Consider the following 15952-nt stretch of genomic DNA (forward strand, 5'->3'; position numbering starts at 1 on the left):
CGAACACGGGGACTACACCACCATGCTGCAACCCAGAGACCTCAAGGGCCGCAGGGCCGTCAGCTACGCTCGCTGGTCCTCAGACGGTCAGACATCCGGCGATAGCCTGAGGCGCCAGACCGAGGCAGCTGAAAGGTTCTGCTCCACCCATGGGCTGGTCCTCGATCTCAAGCTAAAGGACGAAGGTGTCTCTGCCTTCAAGGGCGCTAACCTTGAGGCATCCTTTGGCAAACTGGTGGCAGACATCAAGGCTGGTGTGATCCCGTCCGACATGGTGCTATTGGTGGAAAACGTCGACCGAATCTCCCGCGTCAACTACTTGGACGCCCAGGAGTACTTCCTTGCCGTTCTCAAGACCGGCCTCACCATCGTGACCTTGCACGACCAGCGCGTCCACACCATCGACGACTACCGCTCCAACGTCATGCTGTTAGTTATGTCCTTGATGGAGATGCAAGCAGCCAACGCCTATAGCGCCAAGATATCGGAGCGTGTTGGGTCAGAGTGGAACAACCGCGCCAACAGGGCACGACAGGGTAAGGTCAAGATGTCCAAGGTTCCCTTCTGGATTGACCAGCAGACCCAGCAGTTGAACACCAGAGCCGACGATGCCCGGCTGATATTCCAGCTTGCCAAGGACGGCGTGGGCCAGGGGGCCATTACTCAGCAGTTGAACGCCAAGGGCCTCCCGTCTCCCAAAGGGGGTCAATGGGGCAAGAGCGTGGTTCAGGACATCATCAAATCCAAGGCGGCTTATGGGTCCCTTGTGGTCAAGGGTGACGAAGTCCGCGACTACTACCCGCCTCTCATCACCGAGACCGAGTGGCTGTCCATCCAGCATCGTACCCGCCAGAGGGTCCACAATCCCCAGAACGGCAACACTGCCACGCTGTTTCCTCGGCTGGTCCACTGTGGCCACTGTGGGTCCGTCATGAACTTGACATCCTCAAAGTTCGGCGAGTTCCGCTACCTCATCTGCTCTGGCAAGACCACGAAGCGGACGGACTGCAAGGCCCCCAACTGGCGCTATGAGTCCTTCGAGAGTGAGATGCTTTCACGCGTCGGCTTCCTGGCCGTTCCTATACCGGGGCAAGCAGCGGAAGGGTCCGCCGACAGGGCTACCGAACTTGCCGACGCGATAGGTGCCCTTGAGTCCAAGCAGGGCAACATCCTGGCTGGTATGGCTGAGGCCACCGACGCCGCCTCACGTAAGTTCCTGCTCGACCAGTCAGCCGCCCTGACTTCCGAGATCGAGGCCAAGCGCGGTGAACTAATTCGGCTACGCGAGGAGATCGCCCGGGCTGAGGACGCTGAGGCCTGCTTGGCAGACTTCGAGCATGACCAGCAGGAAATGGACCGGCTGGCCAAGGAGGACCGCAAGGAGGCCCAGAGGCTCCTCGGGAACCTTGTGTCTCGCATCGACCTTGAGAGCGACAGCAAGACCCTCAGGCGCGCCATGGTGACCATGCGTAGTGGTCACACCCACGCCATCGTTTTCGACGGCACGGGAGAGCTGGGCTGATTAGGTTGCCATACAGGGAAGGGCAAGAAGAACATTAGCACCTTCTAATTATGTCATCATATGGAGAACGGAGACGCAACATTAGCGTCTTCTAACCAAGTTATGTCGTCATATGGAGACAGGGAAAGTTCCAGGCTTACCTTTGTTTCCTCCCCTGTCTTCCCGATTTTTCTCTTGGTGGTCCCTTCTGATCATCCACGCTCTCGCCACTACATTTGGCGCTTAACTACCACATCAACACAACATGTAGGCCATCATGACCTATACCGCTCCTGTGGATGCGGCTGGCGATGCCGAGTTGCTCGCCCTCCGTGAAGCCATGCGCATTCCCTCGAAAACCCCAAGCCTCGCGAAGACCTTCCCGCATCCCAGCAAACGCCACTGGGCGCGTGAGTCACCCCTGCCCGTCCGCATCACCCGCGCCACCCGCCGCCTCGCCCACGTTGGTGGAATGGTGCCGGAAGGGTGCAGCGTCAAGGACATGGAAAGGGTCCGCTGTAACCACCGCGTCCACGTTGAAGTCATCAAGGAAATCCTTGGAACCCTCTGGGCCTTCCGGCTCCTCGGGTGGCTTCCATCTGACACCGTCTATTTGGAACATGACCAGATAGCCGCTCTTGTCGCCGAAGGCACCCGCCGACCCGACGACACCCGAGACCTCATGGCCGAGTGGTTCACCAGCCGTCACACGGTCGATGAACTCCAGGCCTTCCGACGCGGCAAGGACGCGTAGGGCTGGGCAAATGCCCAATGTAGCGTTGCCCACTCAGCACCAAACGAAAGGTTCCAAATGACGGAACAGATTACCACACCCGAGGCCCTCCGGTTAATCAGACAGGCTCTCGAAACGAACGGCTCCGCGCCACCTTCTCCTCGCCCGACGCATCTCGACCTCAAGGGACCCACCGGCCCCTCCCGCGTCACGTCAATGACGGGTGTCTTCCAGCCTCGGGAACTCGAAGGCCGCAAGCTGGAGGGTGAGCGGCACATTGAAACCCTTATGGCCGCTATCGGCTCCCCGTCCAATCCCACCTACCTCGACCCTCTTGTGGTGTGGTGGGGTGGCGACCGCTGGTATGTGATCGATGGCCACCACCGCAGACACGCTTACCTCCGGTCTGGCGTTCACACAGCCGTGCCCGTCAAGGTCTTCGAGGGGACCCTTGAGGAAGCCCTGGCGTTCGCCGTCGAGGCCAACTCAAAGGACCATCTGCCCATGACCCTTGTTGAGAAGCTTGATCGTGCCTGGTTCCTGACGGTCACCACAGACCTATCCCGCGAACGGATACGGCGCAGTTGTTCAGTAGCGGATGGCACCGTGAAGAATATGCGCAAGGTCCGCGAGGGTCTCCTCGGGGCAGGAGCAAACCAAGAGCATCTCATGTCGCTCACGTGGCAGGACGCCAGAGACGAGTTGCAGGGGTGCGCACCTAAGGCGCCCGTCCCTGACTGGCGTTCCAAGATGGTCTCTGACTATGAGCGGCGCTTACGCAAGACCTTCGGCTCCCAGTTGTTCAAGAATGCGGACATCCTCGCTGAGGCCCTTGTGGTTCTCGATAAACGCTTCCCGGCGTGGCTCCTTGAGGCACCCGCCTTTAGTGAGCATGTCGCGGCCAACCTTGATCGCATGATCGAGGAGCGGGACAACCCAGACTACTAAGCTGACTGGGCATATTGCCCATGTAGCGTTGCCCAGTAGGCCCATCGCTGGGCAAACCGCTGGCACCAAACCCACCATTCATAGCGCCTCTCCGAGGCCTCTCCAGACCCAACCATAGGAGGTCGCCGTGTGCGATTTCGGATTAGTCCTCGGCCTTGCTGCCGGGGCGGCTCAAGCTGCCGGTGAGGCATCCATAGCGAGCGACAAACAAAGGGCTGCAGTTACCAACTACAATCTCCAGCAAGCCGCCAACCAACGCGAGTTCATCGTGAACACAAATGCCGCCCTCAAGGATGGCTATCAGGCCCAGTTGGAGGGCGACCGTGCCAAATCGACGGCAGTCGCCTCAGGCGCTGGCATGACCGGCTCCACCGCTGGTCTCCGCGTTGCCGAACAGTCCCGCCAGACTGCCCTCTCTATCGCCAACGCCAAGGACCAGATGGACGGCGCCAGGGCCAACTACATCATGACTGGCAAGTCCCAACAGATACAGGCCCAGAGTACCGTCAACGCGCTGAAGCCCAACCCCATGTCCACTCTCACGGACATCGCAACCTCTGGTCTCAAGAACTACGGCGCCTTCCAGTAACCCAAGGAACCTTATGGCATCTCCCGTCACTCGGGGTCACCCGCGCGACTGGCGTGTGGGTGTCCAAGCCCCTGACAATGGCGCTCAGTTGCGCCGCCGACAGATCATCAACGAACGCAAACCTTGTTCTTGCCCTGGCTGCGACCGGAGGCGTTCAGGTGTCTCCCGCTACTGTGGCACCCACAGGGACGCCGCGAGTTCTCGGGGTGATCCCCTGGCCCGCCTCCCGTCACGTAACGAACTGGCGATCTTCCGCCACGCCATTGCCGTCTACCTCCAGACCGACGCCAAGCTGGCCGAGCGTATCGAGGTGGACCTCAGGGGCCTTGAGCGGCGCATGGCCCAGCCGCCAGCCTTCTGCCTCACCCCCGCCGACATCCACAAGGGATTGCCACAGATAGCCAAGGCCAAGGGTCTCCTCGCCAACTGGCAGCACTGTGACAAGCGAACCTATACCGAGGCGGTCAGCAATGCCCTGGCGCTGATCGGGTGGATGGAGGTCTACTACGACACAGGTCACGCCAGGGGCCTTTGGGAAAACCGCAAGGGTTTCCTGACAACTCGAGCCGGTGCCCTCCTGGGGGACTTCCGCAAGAGCATTGGTCGAACGAAGCTGATCAAGGAGACCTCTGGGGCAACCCACCGGCTCCTTGGCCGAGACTTCGTCCACCACGCCGCCGCGATCTACGGCAAGGACTTCTGGTCCTCGCCCGTCTCCACCAACGACGGTCGGTCCCTGACCCTCCGCGACTACACCCGCATGGCCCTCAAGGCCGCTGGTCTTCTTTAACGCCAAGGAAACATTCTCATGTCCGATGACGGAATGATGCGCTTACCCAACCCGATGGACCCCAGGTCCGGTTGGTCCCCCAACAGCAACCCGAACTATGCCTCAGGCTCTGCCGCCGGTCCTGCCCCTGAGGGCAAGGTCTTCGTAGCTGGTCTCAACACCTACGTGGATGCCGACATCGCGGCTGAGCTTGGTTTGTCTGGAGGTGTCTCCAGGTCTGAAGTGGAGGTAACCTCAACTCAAGGATACCTCGCTCCCAGCCACCCAGCCCTGAATCCCGAGGCCATCCCTGCCGGTCACGACCCGCTCGAAGACATCGACATCGACGAGTTGTCCGACGCGGACCTTGAGGCCCTCCAGGAACAACTTGAGATCAAGGACGAAGATGCCGCGCCGTCGCTCTCCGAGACCCTCGACGCCATCGCTGAATGCTTCACGCCTGAGGCCTTCGTGGACGGCGTGGAGACCATGGTCGAAACGGGCGACTTCAACGACACGCTTGCCCGTCTCTCCGAGGCCACCGGCGTAGACACCGCGACCGCCTCAGCCCTTGTCGAGACAGCTGTGGTGGAGGCCTCTCCCGTCGCATCCGAGCATGTAGGCGACGAACGCTGGTCATCTCTGGTCTATGCCGCCTCCCGCACGGATGACCCCTTCGCCCGACGCATCGTGTCCGATGTGGTCACTGGTCGCTTGGACCCTGCCCGCCTACCGCAGGCCTATGACTGGTGGTGGCAGTCTCTGCCCGATGCGGACGAGTTCTGATCCATGGCTTTTCTCATGAGACACCTCACCACCCTCTATCTGGTCCTCGCGACCGCCGCCACCATCGCAGCCCTGCTGCCTCACTAAGCAACATCACACAGCCCTCATTCAGAGTGAGGGTCAGAAAGGAAGAACATGGCCAAGAAGCCCATGACACGCGAGGAACTCCTCGCCCAACTCGACGCCCTCGACAACTCCACCGAGGTCGGCAAGCTCAACGCCGAGATCACCCGGCTGACTAATGAAAACTCCACCCTGGTCGCACAGCGCCAGGAGCTTGAGCGTCAGCTAAAACAGGAACGCGAGGCCATGAATCTGGTCCGCGAGGCCATCCGCAAGGTCGACGTTCGGACGCGCTCTCACGGTGGGGACAGGCCCGGATACGCTGAGGCTGCCGCCGCCGCTGATCGCTCTGACCGTATGGCCATGGCCGAGGTCCGTGCGGGTATCCTGCGGGGCACCCATGACCCAGCGACGGGCCTGCCCTATACCGCCGAGACCAAACCGCAGCGCGATTTGACCGCAGGCACTCCTAAGGTGACCCAGAAGGAATTGGCGTCGATCTTCCCGGCCCTGAGTGGTCCTGAGGTCGACGTAACGGACACTGCCGACGCCTTGGCCGAGACCGATCTGGCGGAACATCAGAGCGCGTTAGAGATTGCCACAGCTTGAGTGAATAACACGCGCACCCTCCTGCCCTTTCTTTCGTGTTTCAAATTCGGTTTGGAGATGGCAGGAGGGTGCGCTGTGTACACTCCCCATGGCAGGCATAGGGTAGACATCCCAGCGACTCGGTCACCCCTAAGAAGTGTCCACACACAATTTCGGCCCCGTGATGGAACCCTTTGTCTCCTCGCGAATTGTCCGACAAAAGGAACCATAATGGCCCAGCCAACAATATGGGGGCGAGCCTTCCGAGAGATGATCTGTTCGGAGGATAACCGAAAGCGTCTGCTTCATCACCGGCATTTGCAGGTAGACCCAGTCCTGCCGCCTCGCTTCGTCGTACTGTTGGAAGAACTTGAACGAAAAGAGCAGACGATGGCTGCCGGGAGATCATCCTGTCTAACTCCGTCCACCTCCCAGACTTGAAAGTCGTCAGTGCCCTCAGGCGCACTCTCCCAGCCGAAATCGCAGGCATCCCAATGGGACCGCTGCGAGGTCGTGAGTTCCCCGAGGGTCTCCCCGGCTTCATTGAAATAAGTGATCACGTAACTTGACATTTCTCGGCTTTCCTAAGGCGTGGCGTAGTTGCCGAGTGGCTATGAACCACACACCCGCAGCCGAGAGAAGCAGGGCTGCCCGAGTCAAAGTGACTCACCAGCGGCCAAGCCTTAAGCCCGACGCCTCTTCGAAAGCGCCCGCCACAACTCGACTTCCTCGGAGAAGCCCCCTTGAAAGAGGTCGATCACTTCTCGCGCGAGTTCTTCTCTTTGATCTCTGTCTTTGAGGGCTAAACGGCGCTCGGCGCATAGCCTGTCGAATACCCGCTGGAGCAAGTCCAGATCAGCGGGATCAAACACTCCGCTGTAGCCTGAGAGAGGCATGACACCCGCCCCCGGTAACCCTGCTCATATTATGCCATGCGTAGCGACCCTCGAAAAGGAGATTCGTTTCATCAGTTTGTGCTGAACCGTGGCTTTTCATTAGAAAAATCTGCTTCGGTATTTACGTGCAGATGACGGCCCAGTTTCCCCCCGTGGCCCCTTCGGTAAACTCAGAGTTCTCGTCCTACGATACGCGCCGAAACCGTCGTACACCTCGTACGTTTACTGGAATGACTGTTACGGTGTGCCCTACCCGCCGGAAAATGCCGGTCTGTGCGACGACATCGCCGAGCGCGGCGGCGCCATCGTTTCGGAAATGCCCTTCGGCTGGCAGCCGCGAGCGCAGGATTTCCCGCGTCGCAACCGCCTCGTCGCCGGCATTGCGCTCGGGCTCGTCGTGGTCGAAGCCGCACAGCGCTCGGGTTCGCTGATCAGCGCCAGGTTGGCCGGCGAGATGGGCCGACTGGTCTTCGCGGTTCCAGGCTCGCCGCTCGACCCGCGTGCCGCCGGCAGCAATGCGCTGCTCAAGGACGGCGCCACGCTCGTCACCGAAGCGGCCGACATTCTGGGCGCGCTGGCACCGCTGGCTGGCACTCGCCCGCCAAGGACCATGCCGCTCGCCGAGGCGCCCGACTTGTCGGCAATGCCGCCGCCCGGCGACGACGAACGCGCCGACGTGCTGGAAGCGCTCGGCCCGACGCCGATCGCGGTCGACGAGATCATCCGCCACACAGGCTTGAGCGCCGCGCAGATCGCCATGGTGCTGTTGGAGCTCGACCTCGCCGGACGCCTCGAGCGCCATGCCGGCGGGAACGTGTCGCTGGTGGCGTGAACCCGGCTGCTGCTCCGACCTGCGGCTTCAGCGTTAGCGGAACAAATATTTGGACACTTCAGGATTGCCTCGGCGCCACATCACGTTGTCCAGAAAATAGTGGTGCACGTTGATGAAGATCAGCACGATGAAGAAGAACAGCGAGGACCCGAGGACTTGCTTGTCGTAGGGGATCAAGGCGGTCATCGCCATCGGCATAAGCCAGAAGCCGAGATATCCGAGCGCACCACCCCCGACGATGAATCCCAGAACCCTAAGCCTGTAGAGAGGTCCGAGAAAGGACAGTACCTTCGGTTGCGGATTTTGTGCGGCATCCGCGACGTCGCGCTCGACGTTCGTCTGGTAGCGCCAGACCACGGCCAGATACTGCAGCGAGTGGAGCGCCGGCACCACTAGCAGCCAGAGCGGGTTTATCCTCGCAATCAGGATCCACAGATAGAGCGACGCGACATAGGCTACGATGCCGTTATACGGCAGCGCATGACCATTTCTGTGCCAGCGGTTGATCAGCATCAGAACCGTGGCCGCCGTCGAGGCGACGGCCGCCAGCAGGGCAATGTTGGTTATCCAGGAAGGGACCGCGAATGTGTAATATTCCAGGCCGTAATATTTCCCCTGGGTCACCGCCGTGTTCGTCTGGAGCCATGCCAGGATCCACACGACATAGCTGTTGACCAGCAGCACCTTCTTGTCACGATCGTCGAAGAATTTACGCTTCAGGACGGCGTCGACCATCAGCATGCCGTAGCCTTGCTTGACGTAGTGCCAACCGACGAAGAAGAACATGGCGTTGGCTGCGTATCCCAGCAGCTGAGTGTCCGCCCTTGCCGCGCCATATGCAAAGAACGCGGCCATGATCAGGGGGACGACGATGCCCGCGAAAATGTAGCGAAGCTGCAGGCTCTTCTCGTATCCGCTGCCCCTCACCTTGCGCCCGAAATTGCGATAGAAAATCTGGTACGAGTGGGCGAAGTGGGGGTAGTTGACCAGATATGCCACGACGACCATGGTTGCAGCGACGAGGCCTTCATATTCGAGCGGCACCAGGAACAGGATGGGCAGGATCAGAAACGCGCTGCCGCCGAGCATGAGGAAATCGGCGACCGGGCCAAACAGATATTTGCCAGGCAGCGTCGCCGCTTTAGCGGCTGAAGCATCCACCGAAAGGTCAAGTGCCATGGTCGAGCTCTCCTTCGGGAAGGATCGAGCTTAGCCGCCACCCCGCCTGGCGACAAGGTTGGGGTGCCGCTCCAGCCTTTGCCGACGTGTCGATCCCCAGTTAGATGGAAAACTGAACGCGTTTCGGCGACTGCAGCTCGCGCCCCATCTTTGCCGCCTGAAAGATCGTCAGCAAGACCAGGATCGGCTCACCGTCTGTCGGATTGACGGTCAGGGCCACGCGGCCGAGTTCGTCACTCATGGCGCAAGTCCAGTCTTTGACGGCAATCACCTTCTTCTCGGGCAATTTATCCTCCCCTTGGGCCGCCATCCTGACGCTACCTGCCCGGTTGCACGGAACCAGGCATGGCGCGGCCGGCCCACACCGGATCGATCCTACTCGCCGGGCAACCATGGCCCCGGCGGAATTCGAACACAAGCAATCGCGAATGTAAAAGCAACCGATCAGCCGGCAGAGGGCATCGTCAAGTTGCATGATCCAGCAGCCTGGTTGCGACGGTTTCACGGCGATGCTCTGAATTGGCGCGATCGATGCCGTCTACGGTGATCGCGAACATCCCGTTTTCGATCCTTGCTATCCAGCTCTTTGCCTTCAGATACCAAAGATGAAATTCCAGATGTTCTCGCGGGCAGCCCGACAAGCGTTCGAGCTCTTCATCGCCGATGCCAGGATTGTTGACGTCCTGTCGACGTTTTACATAGAGAAGCGACAGCAGCTTGGCCTGGATGACAACGTCCCGTTCAAGCCCTTTGGCATCGCTGGCTTCTTCGGCGAGCTCGCGGCGAACGCTCAAATGGTCTCTATACTGAACATCGTATTGGGCGCGTTTGACTGGATCCTTGAGCGTATTATGGGCCTCTACGATTTCGCTGAAGCGTGACTCATTGCCGGTATCCCGATTGTCGGGATGGTAGCGCATGGCAAAGTAACGAAATATCCGCTCGATCGTTTCCGAATTCGCGTTCGGGCTGATCTCGAGCAGCTCATAGTAGTCAACGAACATAGTGGTGATTCCACAGAATCGATATTGCGACACCACTCCCCAACGGCAGCATCGCGCAACCGTCCTGCCCGCGCAAGCCGCATGCCGAGCATGAGTGACTCGCCGCAAGCGATCTTGCGGAACCTGGCAGTCAGAATTCACGGAAGGCTGTTGAGCGGCCTAGGCGGGATGCTGCGCCAAGGATGCCTCAATTTATTATCAACGCGAGCTGACATGGAAGCGAGAGAGCAGCAGCGCCGGCAGGGTCACTTTGGGAAGAACTCGCCGGGCGAGGCCCCAACAACGGCCTTCAAGCCCGACGAGCTGCCGGGGATCAAGCCGGCCATGTCTGGGGTGCAAAGCCGATGCCAAGCATTCCCGTCCCAAGACGAGACAGGAAGGCCAAATGCCACCTGGTCGGGTATGGTTAGACTGGCTGCAAGCTTTCGACGGAGTTCTCGTGCATCCTCAACACGAGCAGGCGCGTAGCGGCAAACGGTGCTATGACGATAAACGCCATTGCGACATTCACCAGAACCGACAAGAGACAGAATGCGCCCGGGACGTAACAGACCGCGTCCATGATCTTTACCCATTCAACCACCGCCTAGCTTTGATGGCCTCCTCCGCCCGTTTCATAAGCATGATCCTGCTTTGGCTTGATTGCAAGCAATTGCTAAAACAGCGTTCTCGGAGTGCAGTGGGTAACAATGCGATATCAAGCCTGTTGGCGCAATGTCAATTGGGAGATCTTCGAGGGGCTCTAGCTTAGGCCGATCTCCGAGAGAGCCCTATCCATAATGGTCTGTGCTTTGCCTTCGAATTCTTCCCACGTGATGTTTGTGGCAGTCACTTCAGACCAGCCGGTAGTAGCAAAAAGCTTGCCGTCTATCGGGTTGGTGACGTTCCGAAGGTATTTGGAGTTTAGCGAACTCTCGACGTCGGAGCCCACGGCGCCGGGGAACCGAATTACCTCGGCTCGATCTTCCAACATATCGCCGAGATCGGACATCAGTTGAGCGTCAACCATGGCAAAGCGCGACGAGAGATCGAAGAACTCGCTGCATGTCCTGCGTTCGCCAACAGCCCGAAAAAGTTCATTCTGGCGAAGACCACGGCGCGAGGCCAACGCACCGTTGAGCAGTCTAGAAATTTCGACCGTGCGCCACGCGTCCCGCGTATTAGTCCATGTTTCTTCATCGTTGAGTGCGGACACGAGACTATCATCAAAGTCGAAGGCGCGGAGCAGGGCCGCGAGCACCCCGTCAGTAGCCAGCGCATTATTGTAGGAAACCACCTTCAAGCCACATTCAGCACTGGTGATCGCATTCCCCAAAACATCGTCGAAATGCAGATCCACGTGCCGGAGAGCAGGGTTCGAAGCCGCTGCTACATAGTCAGCGAATGTTTGGGTGTCTCGACGTCGACAGTACTGCGACCATCGGGACGGCATGTAACTGGCCCAGTGACGCAGGCAAAAGATATAGGTCAGATCATGGCCACGAAAGGTGCTGCTCAGTTGGCGAAATTGCCCAGCCGATAAGATAGAGACCCCTTCGGCCGAGAGAATAAGCGAGTGGGCGCCTGCGGCCTCCGCGTTTCGAATTTCGTTCGTGCAAAGCTGAGGAGACCATCCTTTGCGCTTCGTACTGAGCAGGCTGTGATGGTGCAGCGCTCCAATATCCGGATAAAAAATTCCGCGTTCGATCAACAGCGCTCTCTTTTGGTAGAGAAGCCATTGCAGCGATTTTGTCGCAGTCTTATGCATCCCGCCATGGACAAAGATTTTCACAACAGCCCGCCCCCAGACTGACCTAGCGACTGCCTTTCGCGCTTCCCTGCGATGCGGCAGATGGGATCAAAGCCATTGCTATACCCTGCTCGCCGGCGACACTGTAGAGAAGAAATACTTTTCCACCATCCTCAAACAAAGCGGGATCGCGAAGCGCATTCGCCTGCGCAGCTTCCTTGCCGGCGTGCGACGGCTTGACCGGCAGGTTTGCGCCTTCCCATGGCATCTCCGGTTTCAGGACGGTTTCTATATTCGTCAGCGTCCAGTCGAGCCATGGCTTAGTCAGGTCGATCGTGCCACGCATGATTGATTCCGGCGCGTCGCCTTGCCGGCTGAAATAGACTTCAAGCGTATCGCCAACGACGCGGACGGCGGCGTGCCGAATGTTGCCGGGTTCGTTGAACCTCTGCGGGTTCGATCCGGGGGCGCTGTAGATCGCCGGGCCGCCGACGAACGACTTGCCGCCGTCTGTGGAGCGATAGAGGCGAGCCTTGCCTAGCGCGTAGGTCGCGTCGCCATAGTCGAAAACGCGGAAGTAGTAGATGCCGAGCTCGGCGCCTTCGGTCTGGAAATTCAGGCCATCGCGGGACGTCGCCAGGAAGCTCATCTGCTCATGGCCGGAGAAAGCAGACGGCGAGTGAAAATACATCCTGATGGTTTTCGTCGCCTCATCGATGTGAACGTCAGGCGACGCGACATGGTTTTCGCAAGGCCGGCACTGGTCAAGGCGAAGCGTGCCGGGTTCATAGATCTTGTAAGGCCCCTCGATCCGGTCGGCATAGGCCAGTCGGATATAGGTGCCCTTGTGATGCGCGAAGTAGAGATAGTACCTACCTAGCCTGTTCGGCACCCAATCGGGCATCTCGACCAGCGACGGGCCGTCGATATTGTCGCCGATCCCAGCGGGGAGCATCGATGGCGTGATGAGCAGGCCTAGGCGTTCGACCTGACCAGCGCTGGCAGGGAGGGCGAGAAGAAGCAGGAGCAATGTCACGAGACGCATGCGCGCCTCATAGCATTACGCCGCCTGCATGATAACCCAGTTGGCTCCATCAGAAACGAGCGTTGCCCATTTGCCGCCCGTGGCGGCCAAAATAGCCGTCCCGGCAGCGCTACCAGCTAGGGCACTCAGCCGTCACTCTCTGCCATTGTGCTCTCGACAGGATCGCGCCAACCGCGACATGTCGAGGATCCTGCGGATCGCAGCATAGGCGATGGACCCTGTTGACTTTTCCCAATGTCGCACGGGGTCGCGCAAAAATCGCACGTTCCGGCTCTGTTAAGAACAGGATCCCTAAGACATTGATCTTTCGTGAATTTTTGGTGAGCGCGATGGGATTCGAACCCATGACCTACTGATTAAAAGTCAGTTGCTCTACCGGCTGAGCTACGCGCTCCCGCGGGCTCAAAACGCCGCCCTCGAAATTGCGCGGAACATAGGGAGAGTGCCGCGACCGGTCAACCGGAAAAACACCGGCTTCCAAGGCGGATTTTTGAACGGATTCCAAGGGAGCGCTTAAGGTGGCCGGGAGAAGCTTTCGGTGCCTCCACCAATCACCCGGACCCGGGCCGCTTCAGAAAGCCCTACGATAACAACAGGTTGATGGAGATGCGGGAACCATTGCAACCCAGGCTCGTTTCGCAACACAGGGACGATTACCAAACCCTTGAGGAGTACATCGATGAAAAGGATCGCATCAGGCCTGATGGCAGCCGCCCTCTCGGCGTCGTTCATCGCGGCGGAGATGGTGCCGGTCAACGCTCAGCCGGCCTATGTGCCACAATCCCAGGGCCTCTGGTCGGATGTCCAGACCGTGCAGTATCGGGATTGGAGACGACACCGCAGCTTCAACCGCGATTTCTCGCGTCGGGACGGCGTCGTCTACTGGAATGGCCATCGCGGCTACCGTGAATATCGCCGCGGCTATCGCCGGCATGGCGATTATTGGTTCCCGCTCGCTGCCTTCGCCACCGGCGCGCTGATTACCGGCGCCATCATCAACAGCCAGAACCGCGTCTATCGTGGCGGCGATGCGCATGTGCAGTGGTGCTATGACCGTTATCGGTCTTATCGCGCCTCGGACAACACTTTCCAGCCCTACAACGGCCCGCGTCAGCAGTGCGTTTCGCCCTACTGACAGCCTCCAGTCAGTATCCAGGGTCGTTGACCGAGCCCGTGCCGCAAGGCACGGGCTCTCTGTTCGTTCAGCTGGCCCAGTTGACGCTTTTCAATATCAGGTACAGGCCCCCGCCTTCCCCTCGGGGTGAGCGATAGGCTCCGAGCGCGTTGCAAATCCGAACCATGGCACCGGTCAGTCCCCAACCAAGCGCTTCGAGGTCATCGGCCACGTCGAGCACATAAGCCTGCGCCAGTTCGTCTATGCCCTTCTCCTCGCCGAATGACCGAACCAGTTTGGCGTCGCTGAGAAGGTCGCCCGGCAAATTTGAATTTGCCCAAGCCCATAGCCAGTTGTCCGCCTTGGCGCTTGTAGAGCCGGCAATCTGTATGTGAGCGACCACCTTGACGACACCATCTGCCGAAAAAAGCAGTTTTCCGGTGGTTAAGTCATAGTCGTAGCGCTGCCAGCTGCCGAGGCGGAATTCATCCTCCAAACGATGGTTCTTGGCGTTCAGTTGGTCGAAAGCCTCGTCACGCCATGCGGGGTACCAGTCCGGATGCTTCATGCCCCCTCGCCTTGCCGTGTCTCCCGCGCCCCTCATTGCACACTCAGCGTCCTGCGCACTGCGTCGCGCCAGCCACTCAGCTTGGCGGAACGGGTGGCGGCGTCCATATCCGGCTTGAAGCGCTTATCGAGAGCCCAGGTCTTGGCAAACTCCTTCGCCTTCGGCCACACGCCGGCTTTGGATCCGGCAAGCCAGGCGGCACCCAGCGCGGTCGTTTCCAGGATGGTCGGCCGATCGACCGGCGCGTCGAGGATGTCGGCCAACCTCTGCATGGTCCAATCCGATGCGACCATGCCGCCGTCGACCCGCAGCACGGTCTTGGCGGAAGCGCCCTTCCAATCCTTGCGCATGGCGTCGAGCAGGTCGCGCGTCTGGAAGGCGACGGATTCGAGCGCCGCGCGCGCGAACTCGGCCGGGCCTGAATTGCGCGTCAGGCCGAAGATCGCGCCGCGGGCATCCGCGTCCCAGTGCGGCGCGCCCAGGCCGACAAAGGCCGGCACCAGATAGACTTGTTGCGCCGGATCGGCGGTCGCCGCCAGCGCGCCGCTCTGCTCGGCCTTGCCGATCACCTTGATGCCGTCGCGCAGCCATTGCACGGCGGCACCCGCAATGAAGATCGAGCCCTCCAGCGCATAGGTGGTCTTGCCGTTCAACCGATAGGCGATGGTGGTCAAGAGCCGGTTCTTCGAGCGCACCAGATCGGCGCCGGTGTTCAGCAGCGCGAAGCAGCCGGTGCCGTAGGTGGACTTCATCATGCCCGGCTCGAAACAGGCCTGGCCGATGGTCGCTGCGTGCTGGTCGCCGGCGACCCCGAGAATCCTCATCTCGGCGCCGAAAAGGCTCTTTTCTGTGACACCGAAATCATCGGCGCAGTCCTTCACCTGCGGCAGGACCGCGGCCGGTATGTTCAGGATGGACAGCAGCTCGTCGTCCCAGACATTCTTCTCGATGTTGTAGACCAGCGTGCGCGAGGCGTTGGTGGCATCGGTGGCGTGTACCTTGCCGCCGGTCAGGCGCCAGATGAGAAAACTGTCGATCGTGCCGGCGAGCAATTCGCCTTTCTCGGCGCGCTTTCTCGCGCCCTTCACCTTGTCCAGCATCCAGGCGATCTTGGTGCCGGAGAAATAGGGATCGAGCAGCAACCCGGTCTTTTTCGTGAACGTCTTCTCCAGCCCTTGCTTCTTGAGCTTCTGGCAAAGCGGCGCGGTTCGTCTGTCCTGCCACACAATCGCGTTGTGGATCGGTTTTCCCGTCGCCTTGTCCCAGATGACCACCGTCTCGCGCTGGTTGGTGATGCCGATCGCGGCCATATCCGATGCTGCGCAACCGGCAGCCTTCAGCGCCGCCTTCACTGTCGCGAGCACGCTTGCCCAAATGTCTTCCGGATCATGCTCGACCCAGCCGGAAGCCGGATAATGCTGCGTGAATTCCTGCTGGCCCGTGCCGGCGACTTTCATTTCGCTGTCGAAGACGATCGCCCTGGTCGAGGTCGTTCCCTGGTCGATGGCCAGCACAAAACCGCTCATTCCGTCCCTCCACTTCTCATGCAACAGGGGAGACGGCCAAGCCGCCTCCCCTGCATTTCCTACACAGGCTCGCGGGCCTGCG

The 15952-nt window shown here is 59.9% G+C and carries 15 protein-coding genes, 1 tRNA gene and 1 pseudogene; 9 read left to right on the forward strand and 8 right to left on the reverse strand.

Going from position 1 to position 15952, the window contains the following annotated elements; all coding sequences use genetic code 11:
* Positions 1 to 22: 22 nt before the first annotated feature.
* The 8 genes and pseudogenes from P9230_RS00650 to P9230_RS00685 form a co-directional block, all read left to right on the forward strand.
* A complete protein-coding gene (locus tag P9230_RS00650; RefSeq protein ID WP_278116973.1) occupies positions 23 to 1522 on the forward strand; it encodes a recombinase family protein in 1500 nt (499 codons plus the stop codon).
* 256 nt (positions 1523 to 1778) lie between these two features.
* Positions 1779 to 2255: a hypothetical protein gene (locus P9230_RS00655; RefSeq protein WP_278116975.1), complete on the forward strand. Its 477-nt coding sequence runs from the start codon at positions 1779 to 1781 to the stop codon at positions 2253 to 2255.
* Positions 2256 to 2312: 57 nt separating this feature from the next.
* Complete coding sequence (locus P9230_RS00660; RefSeq protein ID WP_278116976.1) at positions 2313 to 3182, forward strand: ParB N-terminal domain-containing protein; 870 nt, start codon at positions 2313 to 2315, stop codon at positions 3180 to 3182.
* A 127-nt stretch (positions 3183 to 3309) separates the two neighbouring features.
* Complete coding sequence (locus P9230_RS00665) at positions 3310 to 3771, forward strand: hypothetical protein (protein WP_278116978.1); 462 nt, start codon at positions 3310 to 3312, stop codon at positions 3769 to 3771.
* 13 nt (positions 3772 to 3784) lie between these two features.
* The gene (locus P9230_RS00670; RefSeq protein ID WP_278116980.1) at positions 3785 to 4561 is read left to right on the forward strand and encodes a hypothetical protein; all 777 of its coding nucleotides are present in this window, start codon (positions 3785 to 3787) and stop codon (positions 4559 to 4561) included.
* A gap of 18 nt (positions 4562 to 4579) precedes the next feature.
* Positions 4580 to 5326, forward strand: coding sequence for a hypothetical protein (locus tag P9230_RS00675; RefSeq protein WP_278116982.1), 747 nt, complete (start codon positions 4580 to 4582; stop codon positions 5324 to 5326).
* Between the two features lie 135 nt (positions 5327 to 5461).
* Positions 5462 to 5998 carry a hypothetical protein gene (locus P9230_RS00680; protein WP_278116984.1) on the forward strand — a complete coding sequence of 179 codons (537 nt, stop codon included), beginning with the start codon at positions 5462 to 5464 and terminating at the stop codon, positions 5996 to 5998.
* A gap of 1119 nt (positions 5999 to 7117) precedes the next feature.
* Positions 7118 to 7705 (forward strand): annotated as a pseudogene (locus P9230_RS00685) (DNA-processing protein DprA); the annotation flags it as partial.
* Between the two features lie 33 nt (positions 7706 to 7738).
* On the opposite strand, the gene P9230_RS00690 reads toward P9230_RS00685, so the two are convergent.
* The 6 genes from P9230_RS00690 to P9230_RS00715 form a co-directional block, all read right to left on the reverse strand.
* A complete protein-coding gene (locus P9230_RS00690) occupies positions 7739 to 8884 on the reverse strand; it encodes a hypothetical protein (RefSeq protein ID WP_278116986.1) in 1146 nt (381 codons plus the stop codon).
* A 100-nt stretch (positions 8885 to 8984) separates the two neighbouring features.
* Positions 8985 to 9170, reverse strand: a complete 186-nt coding sequence (locus P9230_RS00695) for a hypothetical protein (protein ID WP_066992556.1) — start codon at positions 9168 to 9170, stop codon at positions 8985 to 8987.
* Positions 9171 to 9348: 178 nt separating this feature from the next.
* On the reverse strand, positions 9349 to 9888 hold the full coding sequence (locus P9230_RS00700) for a J domain-containing protein (RefSeq protein ID WP_067319800.1): 540 nt from the start codon (positions 9886 to 9888) through the stop codon (positions 9349 to 9351).
* 742 nt (positions 9889 to 10630) lie between these two features.
* Positions 10631 to 11659: a hypothetical protein gene (locus P9230_RS00705; RefSeq protein WP_156750999.1), complete on the reverse strand. Its 1029-nt coding sequence runs from the start codon at positions 11657 to 11659 to the stop codon at positions 10631 to 10633.
* 22 nt (positions 11660 to 11681) lie between these two features.
* Complete coding sequence (locus P9230_RS00710; protein WP_278116989.1) at positions 11682 to 12662, reverse strand: hypothetical protein; 981 nt, start codon at positions 12660 to 12662, stop codon at positions 11682 to 11684.
* A 318-nt stretch (positions 12663 to 12980) separates the two neighbouring features.
* Positions 12981 to 13056: transfer RNA gene (locus P9230_RS00715), tRNA-Lys, on the reverse strand.
* A gap of 285 nt (positions 13057 to 13341) precedes the next feature.
* Between P9230_RS00715 and P9230_RS00720 the strand changes: the two genes are divergently transcribed.
* Positions 13342 to 13797 (forward strand): BA14K family protein, encoded by a 456-nt coding sequence (locus tag P9230_RS00720; RefSeq protein ID WP_066992550.1) that lies wholly within the window; start codon positions 13342 to 13344, stop codon positions 13795 to 13797.
* A 67-nt stretch (positions 13798 to 13864) separates the two neighbouring features.
* Here P9230_RS00720 and P9230_RS00725 read toward each other — a convergent pair whose 3' ends face one another.
* A complete protein-coding gene (locus tag P9230_RS00725; protein ID WP_067319793.1) occupies positions 13865 to 14344 on the reverse strand; it encodes a DUF6882 domain-containing protein in 480 nt (159 codons plus the stop codon).
* A 32-nt stretch (positions 14345 to 14376) separates the two neighbouring features.
* On the reverse strand, positions 14377 to 15870 hold the full coding sequence (glpK, locus tag P9230_RS00730; RefSeq protein ID WP_067319790.1) for a glycerol kinase GlpK: 1494 nt from the start codon (positions 15868 to 15870) through the stop codon (positions 14377 to 14379).
* Positions 15871 to 15952: the final 82 nt, after the last annotated feature.

It is taken from the genome of Mesorhizobium sp. WSM4887, from assembly GCF_029625865.1.
Taxonomy (GTDB): domain Bacteria; phylum Pseudomonadota; class Alphaproteobacteria; order Rhizobiales; family Rhizobiaceae; genus Mesorhizobium.